The sequence below is a fragment of the Corynebacterium comes genome, assembly GCF_009734405.1.
Taxonomy (GTDB): domain Bacteria; phylum Actinomycetota; class Actinomycetes; order Mycobacteriales; family Mycobacteriaceae; genus Corynebacterium; species Corynebacterium comes.
In genome coordinates, this window is sequence record NZ_CP046453.1 from 2,492,451 (window position 1) to 2,508,132 (window position 15,682).

Sequence of the window (15,682 nt, forward strand, 5' to 3'; positions counted from 1 at the left end):
CGGCCGCACCACCGGTACAGGACCGTACGGCTCGGACCCCCTCGCTGAACTGGGAAGAATGTCCCATAATCTTTTCTCCGTGACAACCCGGACTAAACATGGTAAACATGAACTAAATCGTGTTTAGTACTACCAATTTCCCCTACCTCTAGGAGTGACATGCACCTGTCAGCCCGCGAGCAAGAAAAGCTCCTCATCGTCGTCGCCGCCGACGTCGCACGCCGCCGCAAGGAACGCGGATTGAAGCTCAACCATCCGGAGGCCGTCGCCTACATCACGGCCGAGGTGATGGAAGGAGCCCGCGACGGCCGTACCGTCGCCGACCTCATGAGCGCCGGCGCAGAAATTCTCACCCGGGACGACGTCATGGACGGCATCGCCGAGATGATCCCGGACATCCAGGTTGAGGCCACCTTCCCCGACGGAACCAAGCTGGTCACCGTCCACGATCCGATCCGTTGATCACAATCGGCAACTGCCCCACCACGACACCATTGGAGATTCTGCAGTGAAACCTGGCGAGTATTTCATCAGCGAAGAAAAAGCAATCATCTGCAACGAGGGCCTCGAGGCGATCACCCTCGACATCGTGAACACCGGTGACCGGCCCATTCAGGTTGGTTCCCACTTCCACTTCGCCGAGATCAACAAGGCGGTCGAATTCGACCGTGCGGCCGCACGCGGAAAGCATCTCGACATCCCCTCCGGCACCGCTGTCCGTCTTGAGCCCGGTGACAGGCGAAGCGTCCAGCTGGTCGATTTCGCGGGAGCCCGTGAAGTGCACGGCTTCAGCGATGAAATCAACGGCCCGCTCGACTAGTCCGGCGCAACCCTTCACCGATTTCCAAACTTATAAAAGGAGTACTGTCTTATGTCTTTTGAGATGAATCGTCAGCAGTACGCGGAGCTCTTCGGACCGACAACCGGCGACGGAGTACGTCTCGCTGACACCGATCTGGTCCTTCGCGTAGAAAAAGATCTGACCAGCTACGGCGACGAGGTCCGCTTCGGCGGCGGCAAGGTCATCCGTGACGGAATGGGCCAGAACGGCCGCATGACGCGTGCCGACGGTGTCCCGGACACCGTCATCACCGGCGCGCTGATCGTCGACTACACCGGTATCTACAAGGCCGACATCGGCATCCGCGACGGCCGCATCTCCGGAATCGGCAAGGCCGGCAACCCGGACATCCAGGACGGCATCAACGTCCCGATCGGCGTCAACACCGAGATCATCGCCGGTGAGCACATGATCATCACCGCCGGCGCCATCGACTCCCACATCCACTTCATTTCCCCGGACCAGGTCGACACCGCACTCAGCAACGGCACCACCACCCTGATCGGCGGCGGCACCGGACCGTCCACGGGCACCAAGGCCACCACCATCACACCCGGCGCCTGGCACATCCAGCGCATGATCGAGGCCACTCAGGACCTCCCGGTCAACCTCGGCTTCCTGGGCAAGGGCCACGCATCCGCCCTCACCCCCCTGGAGGACCAGATCCGCGGCGGCGCAATCGGCCTGAAGGTGCACGAGGACTGGGGCTCCACCGCCTCCTCCATCGACCGCTCCCTCCAGGCAGCGGACAACCTGGACGTCCAGGTCGCCATCCACACTGACACCCTCAATGAGGGCGGCTACCTGGAAGACACCATTCGCGCGATCGACGGCCGGGTCATCCACACCTTCCACACCGAGGGCGCCGGCGGCGGCCATGCCCCCGACATCATCAGGATCGCCGGCCTGCCCAACGTGCTTCCCGCGTCGACCAACCCGACGCTGCCGTACACCCGGAACACCATCGACGAGCACCTCGACATGCTCATGGTCTGCCACCACCTGAACCCCGACATCCCGGAGGACGTGGCGTTCGCTGACTCCCGTATCCGTGGCGCCACCATCGGCGCCGAGGATGTCCTACACGACCTCGGCGTTTTCTCCATCACCTCCTCCGACTCCCAGGCAATGGGCCGTGTCGGCGAGGTTGTCCTCCGCACCTGGCAGGTCGCGCACCAGAACAAGAAGCAGCGCGGTCCGCTGGAGGGTGACTCCGAGGGCAACGACAACAACCGCATCAAGCGCTACATCTCCAAGTACACGATCAACCCCGCGATCGCCCACGGCATCGCCCACGAGATCGGTTCCATCGAGGTGGGCAAGTTCGCCGACATCGTCATCTGGGAGCCTCGCTTCTTCGGCATCAAGCCCTCCCTGATCCTCAAGGGTGGACAGATCGCCATGAGCGAGATGGGTGACTCGAACGGGTCCATTCCCACCCCGCAGCCGGTCACCCACCGTCGTTCCTTCGGATCCATGGGCACCGCAGTCCACAAGTCCTCCCTCACCTTCCTCCCCACGGTCGCCCTGGAGGACGGTCTCCCGGACAGGCTGAACACCACCCGCAGCTTCGCCGAGGTCAAGAACATCCGCACGGTGTCCAAGGCGGATCTGAAGTTCAACTCCGCCACCCCGGAGATCGAGGTCGATCCTCAGACCTACGAGGTCCGCGTTGACGGCGAGCTCATCTCGTCCCAGCCCTCCGATGAACTGCCGATGGCGCAGCGCTACTTCCTCTTCTAGGCGCTCCCCATGACTCAGAACGCATCACGGCCCGGTTCCCGAACAAGCCCGTGGTGCGTTCTTTTCTCCCCGGCCCTCCGCGGCCACTATTACCTAAAATACGATCCACATCACTTCAAGGAGCAGTCGATTGTTCATCACTGAAATCCTCGGTAACCGGTCTGAACTGACGGAATCCGAGATAGCGGGAAAGAACGAGGAGCGTCTCGTCCTGACCAATCTGGACCTGACCAAGCGCATCCAGCGTGGAACGACGGATGCCGGGAGGGAGATTGGCCTGCGTCTGTCCAATTCGGTTCGCGAACTGCACAGCGGCGACATTCTGGTCAACGAAGACGACCTGCTGATCACCGTGTACGTCGAAGCGTCCGACGTCCTGGTCATCCGGGCCGATTCGATCTACGAGATGGCCTTTGTCGCCCATTCGCTGGGCAACCGCCACCTCCAGGCACAGTTCTTCGACGCTGACTCGGAGTACGGACAGGCAGTGATGGTTGTCCAGTACGACCACACCGTCGAGGACTTCCTGAAGAGCGCCAACGCGCCCTACACGCGCGAACAGCGCGTGATGCCGGAGGCTTTCCGCCATGCCGGGCACTCCCACTAGCGGGCAGGTCAGCAGCCCCCACGCGTTGCTGACCATGCTCCACCTGACAGACTCCGCTCTACCCACCGGCGGGTTCAGCCATTCGCTGGGCCTGGAGAGCTACCTGCAGAGAGATCTGGTCAACTCACCGGAGACCTTCTCCCGGTGGATGTACGCCTACATCCGGCAGACCAGCTACAACGACGCGCTCGTCGCAAAGCTGACCGCCGAGGCGGTCGCCCAGCCGCACGAGGAAGCGGTCCGCTCCCTCAAGCTTCTCGACGCCCTGGCGCACACCACCCTGGTGCCCCGCCAGATCCGCGACGCCAACGCTTCCATGGGCCTGCGCATGTGCAAGATCATCGCGGTCGCGGTCCCCGACCATCCGCTGATCGAGTGGTACACGGAGGCCGTCACCGAGGGCCACGCATACGGTTGCCCGGCGCTCGCCCACGGCCTGGCGCTGAGCGCAGTCGGCCTCGACACGCAGATGGTCGTCCGCAGCTACCTCATGCAGACGACGGCATCATTGACCCAGAACGCCATCCGCGGCATTCCGATCGGGCAGGACGCCGGCCAGCGAGCACTAGTCGGGTCCTACCCCGTCATCGAGGAGGCGGTCGCCGCCACCCTGCGGAACGGATACCTGGATCTGGGGGCTGCCGCTCCCGGACTTGAGATTGCACAGATGCAGCACGAGTCCCTCCGCTCACGCATGTTCATGTCCTGAGACATACAAAAAACTCTGAAAGGAAATTTCCATGGAACCCATCAAGATTGGTATCGGCGGCCCCGTCGGCTCCGGCAAGACCCAGCTGATCGAGCGAATCACCCGCGCCCTGGACGGTCAGGTGTCGATGGCTGCGATCACCAACGACATCTACACCCTGGAGGACGCCAAGATCCTCGCCCGCGAGTCGGTCCTCCCGGAGGACCGGATCATCGGTGTTGAGACCGGCGGCTGCCCCCACACCGCCATCCGCGAGGACACCTCCATGAACGACGCCGCCTACCGGGAGCTGATCAAGCGGCATTCGGATCTGGACGTCGTCTTCATCGAATCCGGCGGCGACAACCTCTCCGCCACCTTCTCCCCGGAACTGGTCGATTTCTCGGTCTACATCATCGACGTCGCCCAGGGCGAGAAGATCCCCCGCAAAGCGGGCCAGGGCATGATCAAGTCCGATCTGTTCATCATCAACAAGACCGACCTCGCACCTCACGTTGGTGCGGATCTGTCGGTGATGGAATCGGACTCCAAGCACTTCCGTGGCGAGAAGCCCTTCGTCTTCACCAACCTGAAGACGGATGAGGGTCTGGATCAGGTCCTCGAGTGGATCCGCAAGGACGTTCTGATGAAGGACCTGGTCAACTAAATGACCGCCGACACCACCCTCAGCGACGCGCCCGTCGAAGGCATGCCCCGTTTCCACCAGCTCCGTGAGCCGGTCGGAACGATGGACCTGCACATCGCCAACCGGGATGGGCGTTCAGTTGCGAGCCACCGCTACCACCAGGGCGCTCTGCGCCTCATGCGGGCGCACTATCTGGATGATTCCGGTCAGGTCTACTACACCATCATCAATCCCGGCGGCGCGTACTTCGGTGGCGACGACTACCACTTCACCATCAAGGTCGAAGAGGACGCTTCGCTCCTGCTGACCGGCCAGTCCGCGACGAAGGTGTACAAGACCCCCGACGATTACTCCCTGCAGGACTTCGACGTGGAACTCGGGCCGGGCGCGGTGTTCGAGTACATTCCCGACCAGCTGATCGCGTACGAGGACGCCACCTATTCCCAGCACATGAACGTCCGCATGGACCCCACCGCGTCCCTGCTGTCCGCTGAGATCGTCACTCCGGGTTGGTCACCCGACGGTTCGCTGTTCAAGTTCGACGAGGTGCGCATGCGGACCGCCGTGGAGGTCGGCGGTGAACTGGCGCTGGTGGATAACCTGCTGGTTCGCCCCGGCGACGGGTTCTTCACCGATGACTCGCTGCTGTTCCTGGAGGACCAGACCCACTTCGCCACGCTGATCGCAGTCGATCCGCGTATCGACGCCGATCTGGTCAAGGAGATCCGCGAGATCATGGCCGAGCACCAGTCGACGTACTCACACAAGGTGCTCGACGCCGTCACGCTCACCGATGGCCCCGGCCTCGCGGTGCGGGCCCTCGGTTCCTACACCGAGGACCTCTACAGCCTGGTGACCCTGGTGGCGAACGAACTTCGAAGCCGTTTCCGCGGGCAGGGCCCGCTGCATCTCCGCAAGTACTGAACTTTCCTGAAAAAGAGCCGTGTGCCGGAGGCGTGATCACGCCTCCGGCACACGGCTGTCTGCACCACGAAACCCCGGTTCAGGCGGCGGGCACGCTCACGGAAGGACGGAGGGCGCTCTTCTTGCGGAACAGCAGGTTCATTTCCCCGTCGACGTCGATACGGTGAACCTGGATGCCGTACACCGGCTCCAGGATCTCCGGGATGAGCACGTCGGTGGGGGCGCCCTGCGCAACCACCCTCCCGCTCTCCAGGACGAGAACGTGGTCGCAGTAGCGGGCCGCCAGGTTCAGGTCATGGAGGACGACCGCGCAGCTCGTCGGCAGACAGGCCAGCAGGTCGAGGACGTCGTGCTGAAAACGGATGTCCAGATGGTTGGTGGGCTCGTCCAACAGAATATGGGTGGCCTCCTGGGCGAGGGCGCGCGCGATGAGGACACGCTGGCGCTCGCCACCGGACAGGTCGGAGAAGTTCCGTCCCGCCAGGTGAAGGACGCCAACCCTGGCCAGAGCGTCAGCGACTGTCTGCTCGTCCACGGCCGAAGGACGTGAAGCCAGGCCCTGGTGGGGCATCCGCCCCAGCATGACCAGGTCAGCAACGATCATGGGGAGGTCGGAGGCGTGTTCCTGGGCGACGACCGCGAGGGTCCTCGACAGCTTCTTCCGGGACAACTGTCTGAAGGGCTGGTCGTTGACGGTCACCGCTCCCGCACTGGGTTGCAGGGATCCGTACAGGGTCCGCAACAGCGTGGTCTTGCCACTGCCGTTGGGCCCGACCAGGCCGAGGGTGCCCTGTTCCGGAACGGTGATGGTCACTCCATCGACGACGACCTGCCGGCCGTAGGAGTAGCTGATGTTCTCGCCGTGGATCATCGGGTCTCCTCGAGGTATTCAGAGAGCTTCTCCAGACCGTCGACAGCCAACGGGCTGGGCGGCTCGGCGAAGCTGAGCAGCATGGGAAAAATGGTCTGATTCTTCACCGCAGTCAGGGCGCCCGCCCCGGGGAGTCCCTCCACCGCGTCGATGACCGGTCCGGAGTCGCCGGCGCTGTACAGCGTGATGATGACGTCGGGGTCGCGGTCGATGAGCTCCTCGCCGGTGACCTCGAAAACCCGCTCGGTCTCGCTGCCGAAGACGTTCTCCAGGCCCGCTGCACTGACCAGCGGATGGGACATCGAACCGGTGCCGTAGGCGTACGTCACCGAGGACCCGGTCGTCGGATAGAGCACTGCGACGCTACGGTTCTCGCTGTCCGGGACCGTCTCCATGACGGCGGCAACCCGATCCTTCAGCTCCCGGATGTAGGCGGCAGCGGCCTCCTCCCGGTCGAAAACGGTGCCGTAGAGCATGACCTGGTCGTATGCGTCCTCGAAGGTGACCTCGCCCCGGAGGGAACCGCAGAATGCGGGCTCGTCGAGAAGCGGGATGCCGTTGGTGCCCAGGGTCTGCCGGTTGACGGTGTCGGAGGAACCGATCACCAGATCGGGCTCGGTGGCCACGACCATTTCCCGGGAGATCTGGAGGTGGCCGCTGGTGTCCACCTGGTCGGTGAGGGTGGGGATCTGCTCGAGCTGTGCCCCGACCTCGGGCGAGTAGTACTCGGTGGGGTACACCCCGGCTTTGGCCGTGACACGGTCGAGCACGTCCAGTGCAGCCAGGGCGGACACCGAAGGGTTGTCCAGCAGTGTCACCCTCTCCGGTACCTCGTCAAACGTGACTGTGTCGCCGCAGTTCTCGACGCTGATGGCGGCGTCGTTTCGCTCTTCGGTGGTCCCCGCACAGGCAGAGACTGACAGCAGGGCAGACAGTGCGAGGGCAACAGTCGAAAGGCGGGTGCGGTTCATTCATGGCTCCAGTTGTCAGATGGTTGCACGCATACGACGGACAAGGATCAGCAGGAAGGGGGCGCCCACCAGTGCGGTGATGATGCCGATGGGGATCTCCTGGGGCGCCAGGAGGGTGCGTGCCAGGATGTCCGCCCACACCAGGAGGATCGAACCGAGGAGGGCGGCGACGGGCAGTACTGCGCGGTGGGTGCCGCCCACCATCCGGCGGGCCAGGTGGGGTACGACCAGGCCGATGAATCCGATGGAACCGGCCATGGCGACGATCACCCCCACCAGCAGGCAGGATGAGATGAGCAGGATCAGACGGAAACGCTCTGGATTGATCCCCAGGGTCAGGGCGGTCTCGTCGCCTGCGGTCAACGCGTCGAGGCGACGTCCCCAGACCAGTAGAACGGCCGCGACAGAGCTGACGACGATGATGATCACGGCGAGCGGGCCGTTCCAGCTGGCCAGCCCCAGGGAGCCGAGGAGCCAGAACATCACGGACCTGGCGCCTTCCGCCGAGTCCGAGGCGAAGATGAGGAAGCTGGTGGCGGCGGACAACGCGTAGCCGACGGCGACGCCGGCCATCAGGAGTCGGGTCGATGTGAGGCGTCCGGCGCCACGCGCGATGAAGAAGACCAGGAGAGAAGCAGCAAGAGCGCCGAGGAAGGCACTGCCCTGGAGCGCGTAGTCGCCGAACCCTGCCCCCGCGCCGAAGAGGACGGCGGCGGCCGCCCCGACACTGGCCCCCGAATTCACACCGAGGACATAAGGGTCGGCGAGCATGTTGCGGACAATGGCCTGCAGGATCACACCTGCCAGTGCGAGTCCAGCACCTACGGCAGCTCCGAGGAGGACGCGCGGGACCCGGATGTCCCAGACGATCGCGTCCTGACTCGCCTGGACAGGAGCCGAGGCACCGCTGCCGGACAAGTGCTGCGCGATAATCCGGATGGAATCGACGATGGAGATGTCCACGGGACCCGCGACTATCCCTGCGCCCAGGGTGAGGAGGAGAATGATGACCAGGACGGCACACCACGACAAGGTGCGTCGACGCCTGGCGGAATAGCCCAGGACGTCGCTGCCGCCCGCCGAAAGCGTGGACACAGCTCCCGCCATTGATATCATGATTAGATGATAACACTCAAACGGGTGATTGAATATCCATTTTGGGAATTCGAAGGGATATGAGATGGATTTCCTGCAGGAAACAACGTTGAAACTCGCGGATGAGTGGGGTCCCATCTTCAAGGTGCTGGGCGACCCCACCCGACTGCGCCTCCTGCTCGCCATGCATTACCGGGGGCAGGGCGAGGCCAGCGTCACCGAACTCGCCGAGGCGGTGGGCGTGCGCACGGCCACCGCTTCAGCGGCCCTCGTCCACATGACGGAGGCGGGAACCATCCAGCCGCACAAGGTTGGTCGGGTGGTGCGCTACAGCCTCACGGATCCCCGCATCCATGAGCTCCTGCACCACCTCGGTGGCACGCACTCGCACGACCCCCACCTGCCCGCAGGTTGACCCTGGGCCGCCAGGGTCGGCCTACCTGCCCCGCGAGCGATCCCGCTCAGCCACCACGCGGGCGGCCGCCTCAAGCAGCATCCAACCGGAGAGCTGGACGGACAGGTCACGCTCGTCGATACGCAGGACGCCGAGCGCCTCCGGCAGCGACGAAGGAGCCAGGCCGTAATTGTGCGGCAGGCGTGCGTCGGCGGTCCAGTCGGTGGCGAAGACGGGCAGCCCGTCGACCTCGAGACGACGATTCCACACTGATTCCGCAGAGGCCAGCACCAGACGGGCGGCGATCTTCTTCGCGGCCCGGTTGGCGGGACTGTCGGAGGGCAGACGCACCGCGACATCGGCGAGATACCGCACGAGGATGCCCTTGAACAGACCGCCGTCGCCGTCGCCTGTCCGCCAGTCGATCACGCCGGCCGGGGTGGCCATGCGTGACGCCACCGCCTGAACCAGGGAACGGACGCGGGTGATGTAGAGCATCGCCTCATCGACCGCCTCCGCGTCCGCCACCCCGCCGATCTGGTCGGCAGGCTCGAAACCCGCCTGCTTGCGCAGGGCGAGGGCGATCTCCAGGTTCGCACCGAGCGCCACCCCCTGACAGTAGGGATGCAGGTCCTGCACCAGCTCGGGGCCGTGCATGCGCATCCGGATGCCGTCCATGATCAGACCGCCGTCGTCGACGAGGTTGTCATGGATCCACTCCACGATGGTGCGGGCCTCATCGAGACGGCCGGTACGCGCCATCATGATCGCGGCCGGTCCGTTGGAGGGCACGTTGTAGAACGTCTCCCCGGTACGCCACGGCAGGACGCCGGTGAGGGAATCGATGCCGTCAACGAGGTCCCGTTCGAGACGTGGGACCTCTGCGGGCATGGGCACCTGGTTCAGTTCACCCGCGCGCCGCATCGCCAGTGCCAGCCACGCCTTGTCGTCGTAGTACCGGTTGGCGGTCAGGGGGCCGAGGTTGCGCAGACGGATACCGTTGACGGTGTTGCGGATGACCTTCCGACGCACCCTGGTGGGGCGCCGCACAGCGGCGTCGACGAGGCAGTCGAGGTAGTGGGCCTGCCACCAGTAGTGCCAGTGATGGAAGAGGACTTCTTTGGTGGTGGGCGGCCAGCTCACGACCGCGAGATTGGTACGGGGCAGCCCCCACAGCCGCCGGGCGTGGCGCTCATTGATGGCGGATTCGGCCAGATCCGCGCGGTGGGCCCAGGTTTCCTGCACGTTAGTTTCGTCGCTCCCCAAGGTCAAGGCGTTACATCAGTTGTGTTACACCATGATAACGATTTACTTTCACAGCGTCACCACGCGTGTGACAGATCTCCATGCTGCCGGATCCACGTGTGCATGGCGATCCCGGCCGCCACACCCGCGTTGATCGACCGGGTCGAACCGAACTGCGCGATCGAGCACGTCATGAGCGCCCCCTCGGCGGCCTCCGGGGTGATGCCCGGCCCCTCCTGGCCGAAGAGCAGCAGACATTCCCGCGGCAGCCGGGCAGTCTCCAGGGGGATGGATCCCGGGGTGTTGTCGATGGCCACCACCGTCAGATCGTTCCGGATCGCCCACACCAGCAGCGAATGCACGTCCGGGTGGTGCATGAGATGTTGATAACGGTCGGTGACCATCGCACCCCGCCGGTTCCACCGCCGCCGTCCGACGATGTGCACCGTGTCCACCGCGAAGGCGTTCGCGGTCCGCACCACGGTGCCGATGTTCGCGTCGTTCTCGAAGTTCTCGATAGCCACGTGCAGCGGGTGCCGGCGCTTGTCGATGTCCGCCACGATCGCCTCGCGCGTCCAGTAACGGTAGGCGTCGACCACGTTGCGACGGTCACCGTTCTCCAGCAGCTCGGGATCATAACGTTCCTCGGTGGGCCAGGTCCCCTCCCAGGGGCCGACGCCGTGCGTGCCCTCGCCCCACTCGGTCGGGCCCTTAAGCGAGTCCAAGGTCGCCCAGGCCCAACAGGAAGCGGTACTCCAGCCCCTCCGCACGGATGACCTCATCCGCTCCGGTTGCCCGGTCGACGACGGTGGCCACGCCGACGACCTCTGCCCCCAACTCACGCAGGGCGGCGACGGCGGTCAACGGTGAGTTGCCGGTCGTGGTGGTGTCCTCGACAACGAGCACCTTCCTGCCCACGACATCCGGCCCCTCCACGCGGCGCTGCATGCCGTGCTTCTTGGCCTCCTTGCGCACCACGAAAGCGTTGATCGGGCGACCCTCCGCATGCATGACGGCGGTGGCCACCGGATCCGCCCCCAGGGTCAGACCGCCGACGGAGACGAAATCCCAGTCTGCGGTGAGTTCCCGCAGGAGCTGACCGATGAGTTTGGAGGCCTGATTGTGCAACGTCGCACGACGCAGGTCGACGTAGTAGTCGGCTTCCCTGCCGGACGACAGTGTCACCTTGCCGTGGACGACGGCGAGTTCCTTGACCAGCTCAGCCAACTCAGCGAGCTTCTCCTGGTTGACGGTGGGTTTCGTCATGGCGCGGGGTCCTTCTGATGCCGGGGATGTCTGACCAGTCCCAGCATAGATTCAGTGGTTGCGCAGCGGGTCGATCAGCTCCGCCTTGCGCATCGAGGACCGCGCCCCGACGCTCGGGGAAGTTGTCAGGCCTCCGGCTCGTCGCCGAAGATCGAGGGGCCGCGACGCAGGTCCCGCGGCATCTGCACTCCCCGGGGATGATCGTCGCGTGACCCGTCCGCGATCGGGAGCACCTCATCGGCACCCACCCCGCGGGGCTCCACCACACCACGCGCCACCGACTGCCTGCGGCTGGGCATGTCCAGGGGCTCCTCCGGCCGCTGGACCAGGGGCCGCTCCCCCGGCTCCACACCTTCACGAACCAGCTCCACGACCCCGAAACCGGGCTTCGGCGGTTCCGGCATCTGCCGGGTGGGATCCAGGTCCTCCAGCTGGAGCACCTGGGCGGCGGTCGCCCTCGGCGGGAGGGCACGGGCGGCGTCGGCGAGCATCGCCAGCGGAGCGAGCATCTCCTCCCAGTCACCCGCATGCGAACCGCGGGCAGTCTGGGCGAGGACCCAGTCCGACTCCATCCACACGGCGGTGACAATCTCCGGCAGGACCTGGAATGCAATGGTCACCCGATCATCCACCAGCCGCTGCGCGACGCCCGTGTCCGTGGCCAGAACGCGGAATTCGCCGAGCGTGAACGCCTCGATGAGGTCGGAGGAGGACTCCTGCTCGGGTGCCGACACCCGGCGCGCGTCAATCACCACATCCGATGCCGCACCCCGACGCACCGCCATCACGTTCACCCCGCCCAGGTCCATGAGCACCATTTCATGCCCGTATGCCTGGCCGCTGACGATGTCTTTCGCGGCAGCACCGCTGGCTGCCGCGCCTCGCGACCATTCGTCGTTGAGCCAGTCATCGGAACGGGAGAACTCGAAGCCCTTCTCCTCCGCCCAGGCGCGACGCTCCCGGCGCAGCGCACCCGGCAGGCTCAGCCCGTGGCGGCGCTCAGGCAACGGCTCAGGCAGCGGCTCAGGCTGCGGCTCAGCCGGCTCCTCCGGCCGGGGTTCCATCTCCGCCTTCGGCTCCCGCGCAGGCCGGGACCGCTGTCGGGCGTCGAGGCGCCACAACAGTGCGGCCGCACCAGCGGCGAACGCAGCGAGAGCAAAGGCAATGATGGACATCACCATCGACAATAGTGCGCCGTTGCGCACTCGCGGGACTGCCGCACCTGCTTTTTCCCCGGCGGGATGTTCTAGACCCCGCGCTCGACCGGGTTCTCCGGATCCGCCGACCACTGGGACCAACCACAGACATAGTGGCTGGCGACGCCAAGGCCGGCACGCTCCATCGCGGCGAGCAGCATGGCCGAATGATTGCCGGACCCGGAGTAGACGATGATCCCCTCGCCCGACGTGATTGATTCCCGGGCGAAACGGGCGCGGATCTCCTCAGGGCTGCAGACCACCCGGTTCTCGTCGTACAGATCGGCAGCGGGGATGTTGACGGCGCCGGGAATGTGACCGGCCTTGAGGTCCAGGATCTCGCGGCGGCCGGCGAAGCGGCGGGAGTCGCGGGCATCGACAAGCACGCCCCCCGCTGCGAGATGGTCCCGCACCTCATCGATCCCGGCAACGGGCAGGGAACCAGCGCGTACCTCGCCGCCGTTGGAGGTGGCGAAGTTGCCCGGCCCGCCGACGATCGGCAGGTTGAGACTGTCCCAGGCGCGCAGCCCGCCGTCGAGGATCCGCACGTCGGTCATGCCTGCCCAACGCAGGATCCACCAGGCACGGGCCGCCATGGGTCCACGGCCCTCGTCGTAGACCACGACCCGACTGTCCTCCGCGAGACCCCAGCGCCTGAACCAGTCCTGGAGGTGGTGGGGTTCCGGCAGCGGGTTACGGCCGTCCTCCGAACTGGGAATGCCAGCCAATGCATAAGCCGGATCACAGAACAGGGCGGTGGGCACGTGCTCAGATTCAAACCGGCGGTGGCCCGCGCCTTCCTCCGGCTCCCAGAAGACACCGAGAACTGTCTGCCTGTGGCCGTGGTAGATGTCATCGCGCAGGGCCTGCGCACTCACGAAGGTGCTCATACCCCGGAGTCTAGAGGGGGTTCAGACCCCCTGCAGAATCAGACCGGGGCGGAGAACCTGCGCGGGACTATCCTGGATCTGTGAGGCCATTCCACCACGTCCTGGTGAATACCCTGCTCGCGAACATCACCACGAGCTACCTCTGGTTCTGTCTGGCCTTCTGGGTCTATCTGGAGACGCGCAACGTCGGACTGACCGGGGCGATCAACGGCCTCTACATGGCCCTGATCGCCACCGGGTCGATCTTCTTCGGTTCAGTCGTCGACCATCACCGGAAGAAGACGGTGATGATGCTCGCGGCCGTCGCCACGCTCGTGGCATTCGCCCTCGCCGCGCTCGTGTGGGTGCTGTGGGTCGACCCGACGCAGGTGCGTGCCGACGATCCCGCCATCATCGCCTTCGCCGTCATCATCCTCGTCGGCGCCGTGGTGGAGCACATGCGCAACATCGCCCTGTCCACGACCGTGACCCTGATGGTCCCCGAGGCCGGGCGCGACAAGGCGAACGGGCTGGTCGGCATGGTGCAGGGCCTGGCCTTCTCCCTCACCTCGGTGATCTCGGGGCTGTCGATCGGCTACCTCGGCATGGAGATCTCCCTGTGGATCGCAGTGGGGCTGACGGTGGTGGCGCTGGTGCACCTTCTGCCCCTCAAGATCACGGAGACGCAGCTCGTCAGCCCGGAGGCTACGGAGGATGCCGCGGACGTGATCACGTCCGGCATCGATCTACGCGGCTCCTGGGCTGTGATCCGGCTGGTGCCCGGACTGCTGGCGCTGATCCTTTTCTCGTCCTTCAACAACCTCATGGGCGGGGTGTACACAGCGCTCATGGACCCCTACGGACTGGAGATGTACGGCCCACAGCTGTGGGGCGTCGTGCTCGCCGTGACGTCGGTCGGGTTCATCCTCGGCGGTGCGCTGGTGGCGAAGGTGGGCCTGGGCGGCAATCCGGTCCGGACCCTCCTGCTGGTCAATCTGGCCGTTGCGGCGATCGGCGCCACCTTCGCGCTGCGCGAGTGGTGGTGGCTGTTCGCCGCCGGGATGCTGGCCTTCATGTCGCTCATGCCCGCCGCCGAGGCGGCCGAACAGACGATTCTCCAGCGGGTCGTGCCCTTCCGCCAGCAAGGGCGGGTGTTCGGACTCGCGATCGCCATCGAAATGGTCGCGAACCCGGTGTCGGCGATCACCGTGGCGGTGCTGGCGCAGTCCTACGTGATCCCGTGGATGTCCACCCCCGCCGGCTGGAATTCCTTCGGTCGGCTCCTGGGCGGGGGCGAGACACGCGGGATGGCGCTGATGTTCACGATCTCCGGCGCGGTGATGTTCGCGGTGGTCGTGCTCGCATTCTTCTCGCGGCCGTACCACCGACTGTCGGAGTACTACGCGTCAACGAGCCAGGATGTGGCCGGGCAGGCCGGCACAGGCGTCAGCTGAGGCTGGCGACGGCCTTAGACAGCAGCTCCGCGACCTCCTCGGCGGCGGCGGTCAGCTCGTCGTTTCCGGCGGCAGCCATGAGCGTGCGCGGGTCGGCGGCCTCCACGAAGATCTCCCCGGAGTTCTCCGGGTTCCGGCGGACGGTGACGTTGCACGGCAGCAGTGCACCGATCTGGCGCTCCACCTGCAGGGCCCGGTGCGCGAAGCCGGGGTTGCAGGCGCCCAGGATGACATAGTCCTCGATGTCCGCGTCGATCTTCTTCTTCAGGGTCGCGGTCATGTCGATCTCGGTGAGGACACCGAAGCCGACCTCGGCGAGTGCGGCGCGCGTGCGCTGGACGGCATCATCGAAATCGGTGTTCAAGGTCGTGGCGATGGTGAGCGACATGAGGGTCCCTTCCGGATTGCGGTACGAACAACATCCTCAATCGTAGCGACGGGACAGGCCGAATGCAGGACCCCGCTCACTCCGGCGCAACCTGCACCACGCCCTGGTCCGCTAGATCAGCGAGGTGGGCGCGGATACCCTCCCCCGGCGCATCTGGTGCGACGCTGAGGACCAGCAGTCCCGGCAGCGGATGCTCCACCCGGCAACCGAGGTTTTCCAGAAGCAGACGGAGCTGGGCGATGAAGGGGGCGTCGACAAGCACGCGCAACGTGGTGTTCCCACCGGGGACGACGACATGGTCGATGTGCGGACGACCGTCGACGATGACGCACGCGACAATGTCACCGAGCGCCACACCCTCGGCGACGACCGGGATCGAGCGCAGGATGTAGTGGCACCCGCCGAGCGGATCTGCGGCGAGTTCCTCCGAGTCGATGCCCGCACGGGCAACTGGTGCGATGAGGGTGACCATGGATGTCGTCTC

The 15,682-nt window shown here is 65.4% G+C and carries 19 protein-coding genes; 9 read left to right on the forward strand and 10 right to left on the reverse strand.

Annotation, left to right across the window (positions count from 1 at the left end; translation table 11 throughout):
• Positions 1-159 precede the first annotated feature (159 nt).
• The 7 genes from CETAM_RS11900 (at position 160) to CETAM_RS11930 (ending at position 5,449) form a co-directional block, all read left to right on the forward strand.
• On the forward strand, positions 160-462 hold the full coding sequence (locus CETAM_RS11900) for an urease subunit gamma (RefSeq protein ID WP_156229046.1): 303 nt from the start codon (positions 160-162) through the stop codon (positions 460-462).
• 46 nt (positions 463-508) lie between these two features.
• Positions 509-820 (forward strand): urease subunit beta, encoded by a 312-nt coding sequence (locus CETAM_RS11905; protein ID WP_156229047.1) that lies wholly within the window; start codon positions 509-511, stop codon positions 818-820.
• A gap of 51 nt (positions 821-871) precedes the next feature.
• Positions 872-2,584, forward strand: a complete 1,713-nt coding sequence (gene ureC / locus CETAM_RS11910; RefSeq protein WP_156229048.1) for an urease subunit alpha — start codon at positions 872-874, stop codon at positions 2,582-2,584.
• 130 nt (positions 2,585-2,714) lie between these two features.
• Positions 2,715-3,191 (forward strand): urease accessory protein UreE, encoded by a 477-nt coding sequence (gene ureE / locus CETAM_RS11915; RefSeq protein WP_156229049.1) that lies wholly within the window; start codon positions 2,715-2,717, stop codon positions 3,189-3,191.
• Positions 3,172-3,900, forward strand: coding sequence for an urease accessory protein UreF (locus CETAM_RS11920; protein ID WP_156229050.1), 729 nt, complete (start codon positions 3,172-3,174; stop codon positions 3,898-3,900). The genes ureE and CETAM_RS11920 overlap by 20 nt, the downstream gene beginning before the upstream one ends.
• Positions 3,901-3,931: 31 nt before the next feature.
• Positions 3,932-4,546, forward strand: coding sequence for an urease accessory protein UreG (gene ureG / locus CETAM_RS11925; RefSeq protein WP_156229051.1), 615 nt, complete (start codon positions 3,932-3,934; stop codon positions 4,544-4,546).
• Positions 4,547-5,449, forward strand: a complete 903-nt coding sequence (locus tag CETAM_RS11930; protein WP_231587494.1) for an urease accessory protein UreD — start codon at positions 4,547-4,549, stop codon at positions 5,447-5,449.
• A 79-nt stretch (positions 5,450-5,528) separates the two neighbouring features.
• On the opposite strand, the gene CETAM_RS11935 is transcribed toward CETAM_RS11930, so the two are convergent.
• Genes CETAM_RS11935 through CETAM_RS11945 form a run of 3 tightly spaced genes read right to left on the reverse strand, consistent with a single transcriptional unit; the run spans position 5,529 to position 8,407 of the window.
• Positions 5,529-6,320 carry an ABC transporter ATP-binding protein gene (locus CETAM_RS11935; protein ID WP_156229052.1) on the reverse strand — a complete coding sequence of 264 codons (792 nt, stop codon included), beginning with the start codon at positions 6,318-6,320 and terminating at the stop codon, positions 5,529-5,531.
• Positions 6,317-7,291, reverse strand: a complete 975-nt coding sequence (locus CETAM_RS11940; RefSeq protein WP_156229053.1) for an ABC transporter substrate-binding protein — start codon at positions 7,289-7,291, stop codon at positions 6,317-6,319. The genes CETAM_RS11935 and CETAM_RS11940 overlap by 4 nt, the downstream gene beginning before the upstream one ends.
• Positions 7,292-7,306: 15 nt before the next feature.
• Positions 7,307-8,407: a FecCD family ABC transporter permease gene (locus tag CETAM_RS11945; protein ID WP_407923929.1), complete on the reverse strand. Its 1,101-nt coding sequence runs from the start codon at positions 8,405-8,407 to the stop codon at positions 7,307-7,309.
• A gap of 64 nt (positions 8,408-8,471) precedes the next feature.
• On the opposite strand from CETAM_RS11945, the gene CETAM_RS11950 reads away from it, so the two are divergent.
• On the forward strand, positions 8,472-8,801 hold the full coding sequence (locus tag CETAM_RS11950) for an ArsR/SmtB family transcription factor (RefSeq protein WP_156229055.1): 330 nt from the start codon (positions 8,472-8,474) through the stop codon (positions 8,799-8,801).
• Positions 8,802-8,822: 21 nt separating this feature from the next.
• Here the strand turns inward: CETAM_RS11950 and CETAM_RS11955 are convergent, their stop codons facing one another.
• The 5 genes from CETAM_RS11955 to CETAM_RS11975 all read right to left on the reverse strand — a co-directional run bounded on the left by CETAM_RS11955 (position 8,823) and on the right by CETAM_RS11975 (position 13,377).
• Positions 8,823-10,025: a glycoside hydrolase family 76 protein gene (locus CETAM_RS11955; RefSeq protein WP_156229056.1), complete on the reverse strand. Its 1,203-nt coding sequence runs from the start codon at positions 10,023-10,025 to the stop codon at positions 8,823-8,825.
• A gap of 77 nt (positions 10,026-10,102) precedes the next feature.
• On the reverse strand, positions 10,103-10,807 hold the full coding sequence (locus CETAM_RS11960) for a TrmH family RNA methyltransferase (RefSeq protein WP_407923931.1): 705 nt from the start codon (positions 10,805-10,807) through the stop codon (positions 10,103-10,105).
• Positions 10,737-11,291: an orotate phosphoribosyltransferase gene (gene pyrE, locus CETAM_RS11965; RefSeq protein ID WP_156229058.1), complete on the reverse strand. Its 555-nt coding sequence runs from the start codon at positions 11,289-11,291 to the stop codon at positions 10,737-10,739. The genes CETAM_RS11960 and pyrE overlap by 71 nt, the downstream gene beginning before the upstream one ends.
• A gap of 125 nt (positions 11,292-11,416) precedes the next feature.
• A complete protein-coding gene (locus tag CETAM_RS11970; protein WP_231587496.1) occupies positions 11,417-12,466 on the reverse strand; it encodes a type III secretion system chaperone family protein in 1,050 nt (349 codons plus the stop codon).
• A gap of 71 nt (positions 12,467-12,537) precedes the next feature.
• Positions 12,538-13,377: a sulfurtransferase gene (locus CETAM_RS11975; RefSeq protein WP_156229059.1), complete on the reverse strand. Its 840-nt coding sequence runs from the start codon at positions 13,375-13,377 to the stop codon at positions 12,538-12,540.
• Between the two features lie 80 nt (positions 13,378-13,457).
• Between CETAM_RS11975 and CETAM_RS11980 the strand changes: the two genes are divergently transcribed.
• Positions 13,458-14,810, forward strand: coding sequence for an MFS transporter (locus tag CETAM_RS11980; RefSeq protein WP_156229060.1), 1,353 nt, complete (start codon positions 13,458-13,460; stop codon positions 14,808-14,810).
• Here the strand turns inward: CETAM_RS11980 and CETAM_RS11985 are convergent.
• Together CETAM_RS11985 and CETAM_RS11990 are read right to left on the reverse strand one after the other, a co-directional pair.
• Positions 14,803-15,198, reverse strand: coding sequence for a DUF302 domain-containing protein (locus tag CETAM_RS11985; RefSeq protein WP_156229061.1), 396 nt, complete (start codon positions 15,196-15,198; stop codon positions 14,803-14,805). The genes CETAM_RS11980 and CETAM_RS11985 overlap by 8 nt on opposite strands.
• Positions 15,199-15,274: 76 nt before the next feature.
• Complete coding sequence (locus tag CETAM_RS11990; RefSeq protein ID WP_156229062.1) at positions 15,275-15,670, reverse strand: DUF4265 domain-containing protein; 396 nt, start codon at positions 15,668-15,670, stop codon at positions 15,275-15,277.
• Positions 15,671-15,682 lie beyond the last annotated feature (12 nt).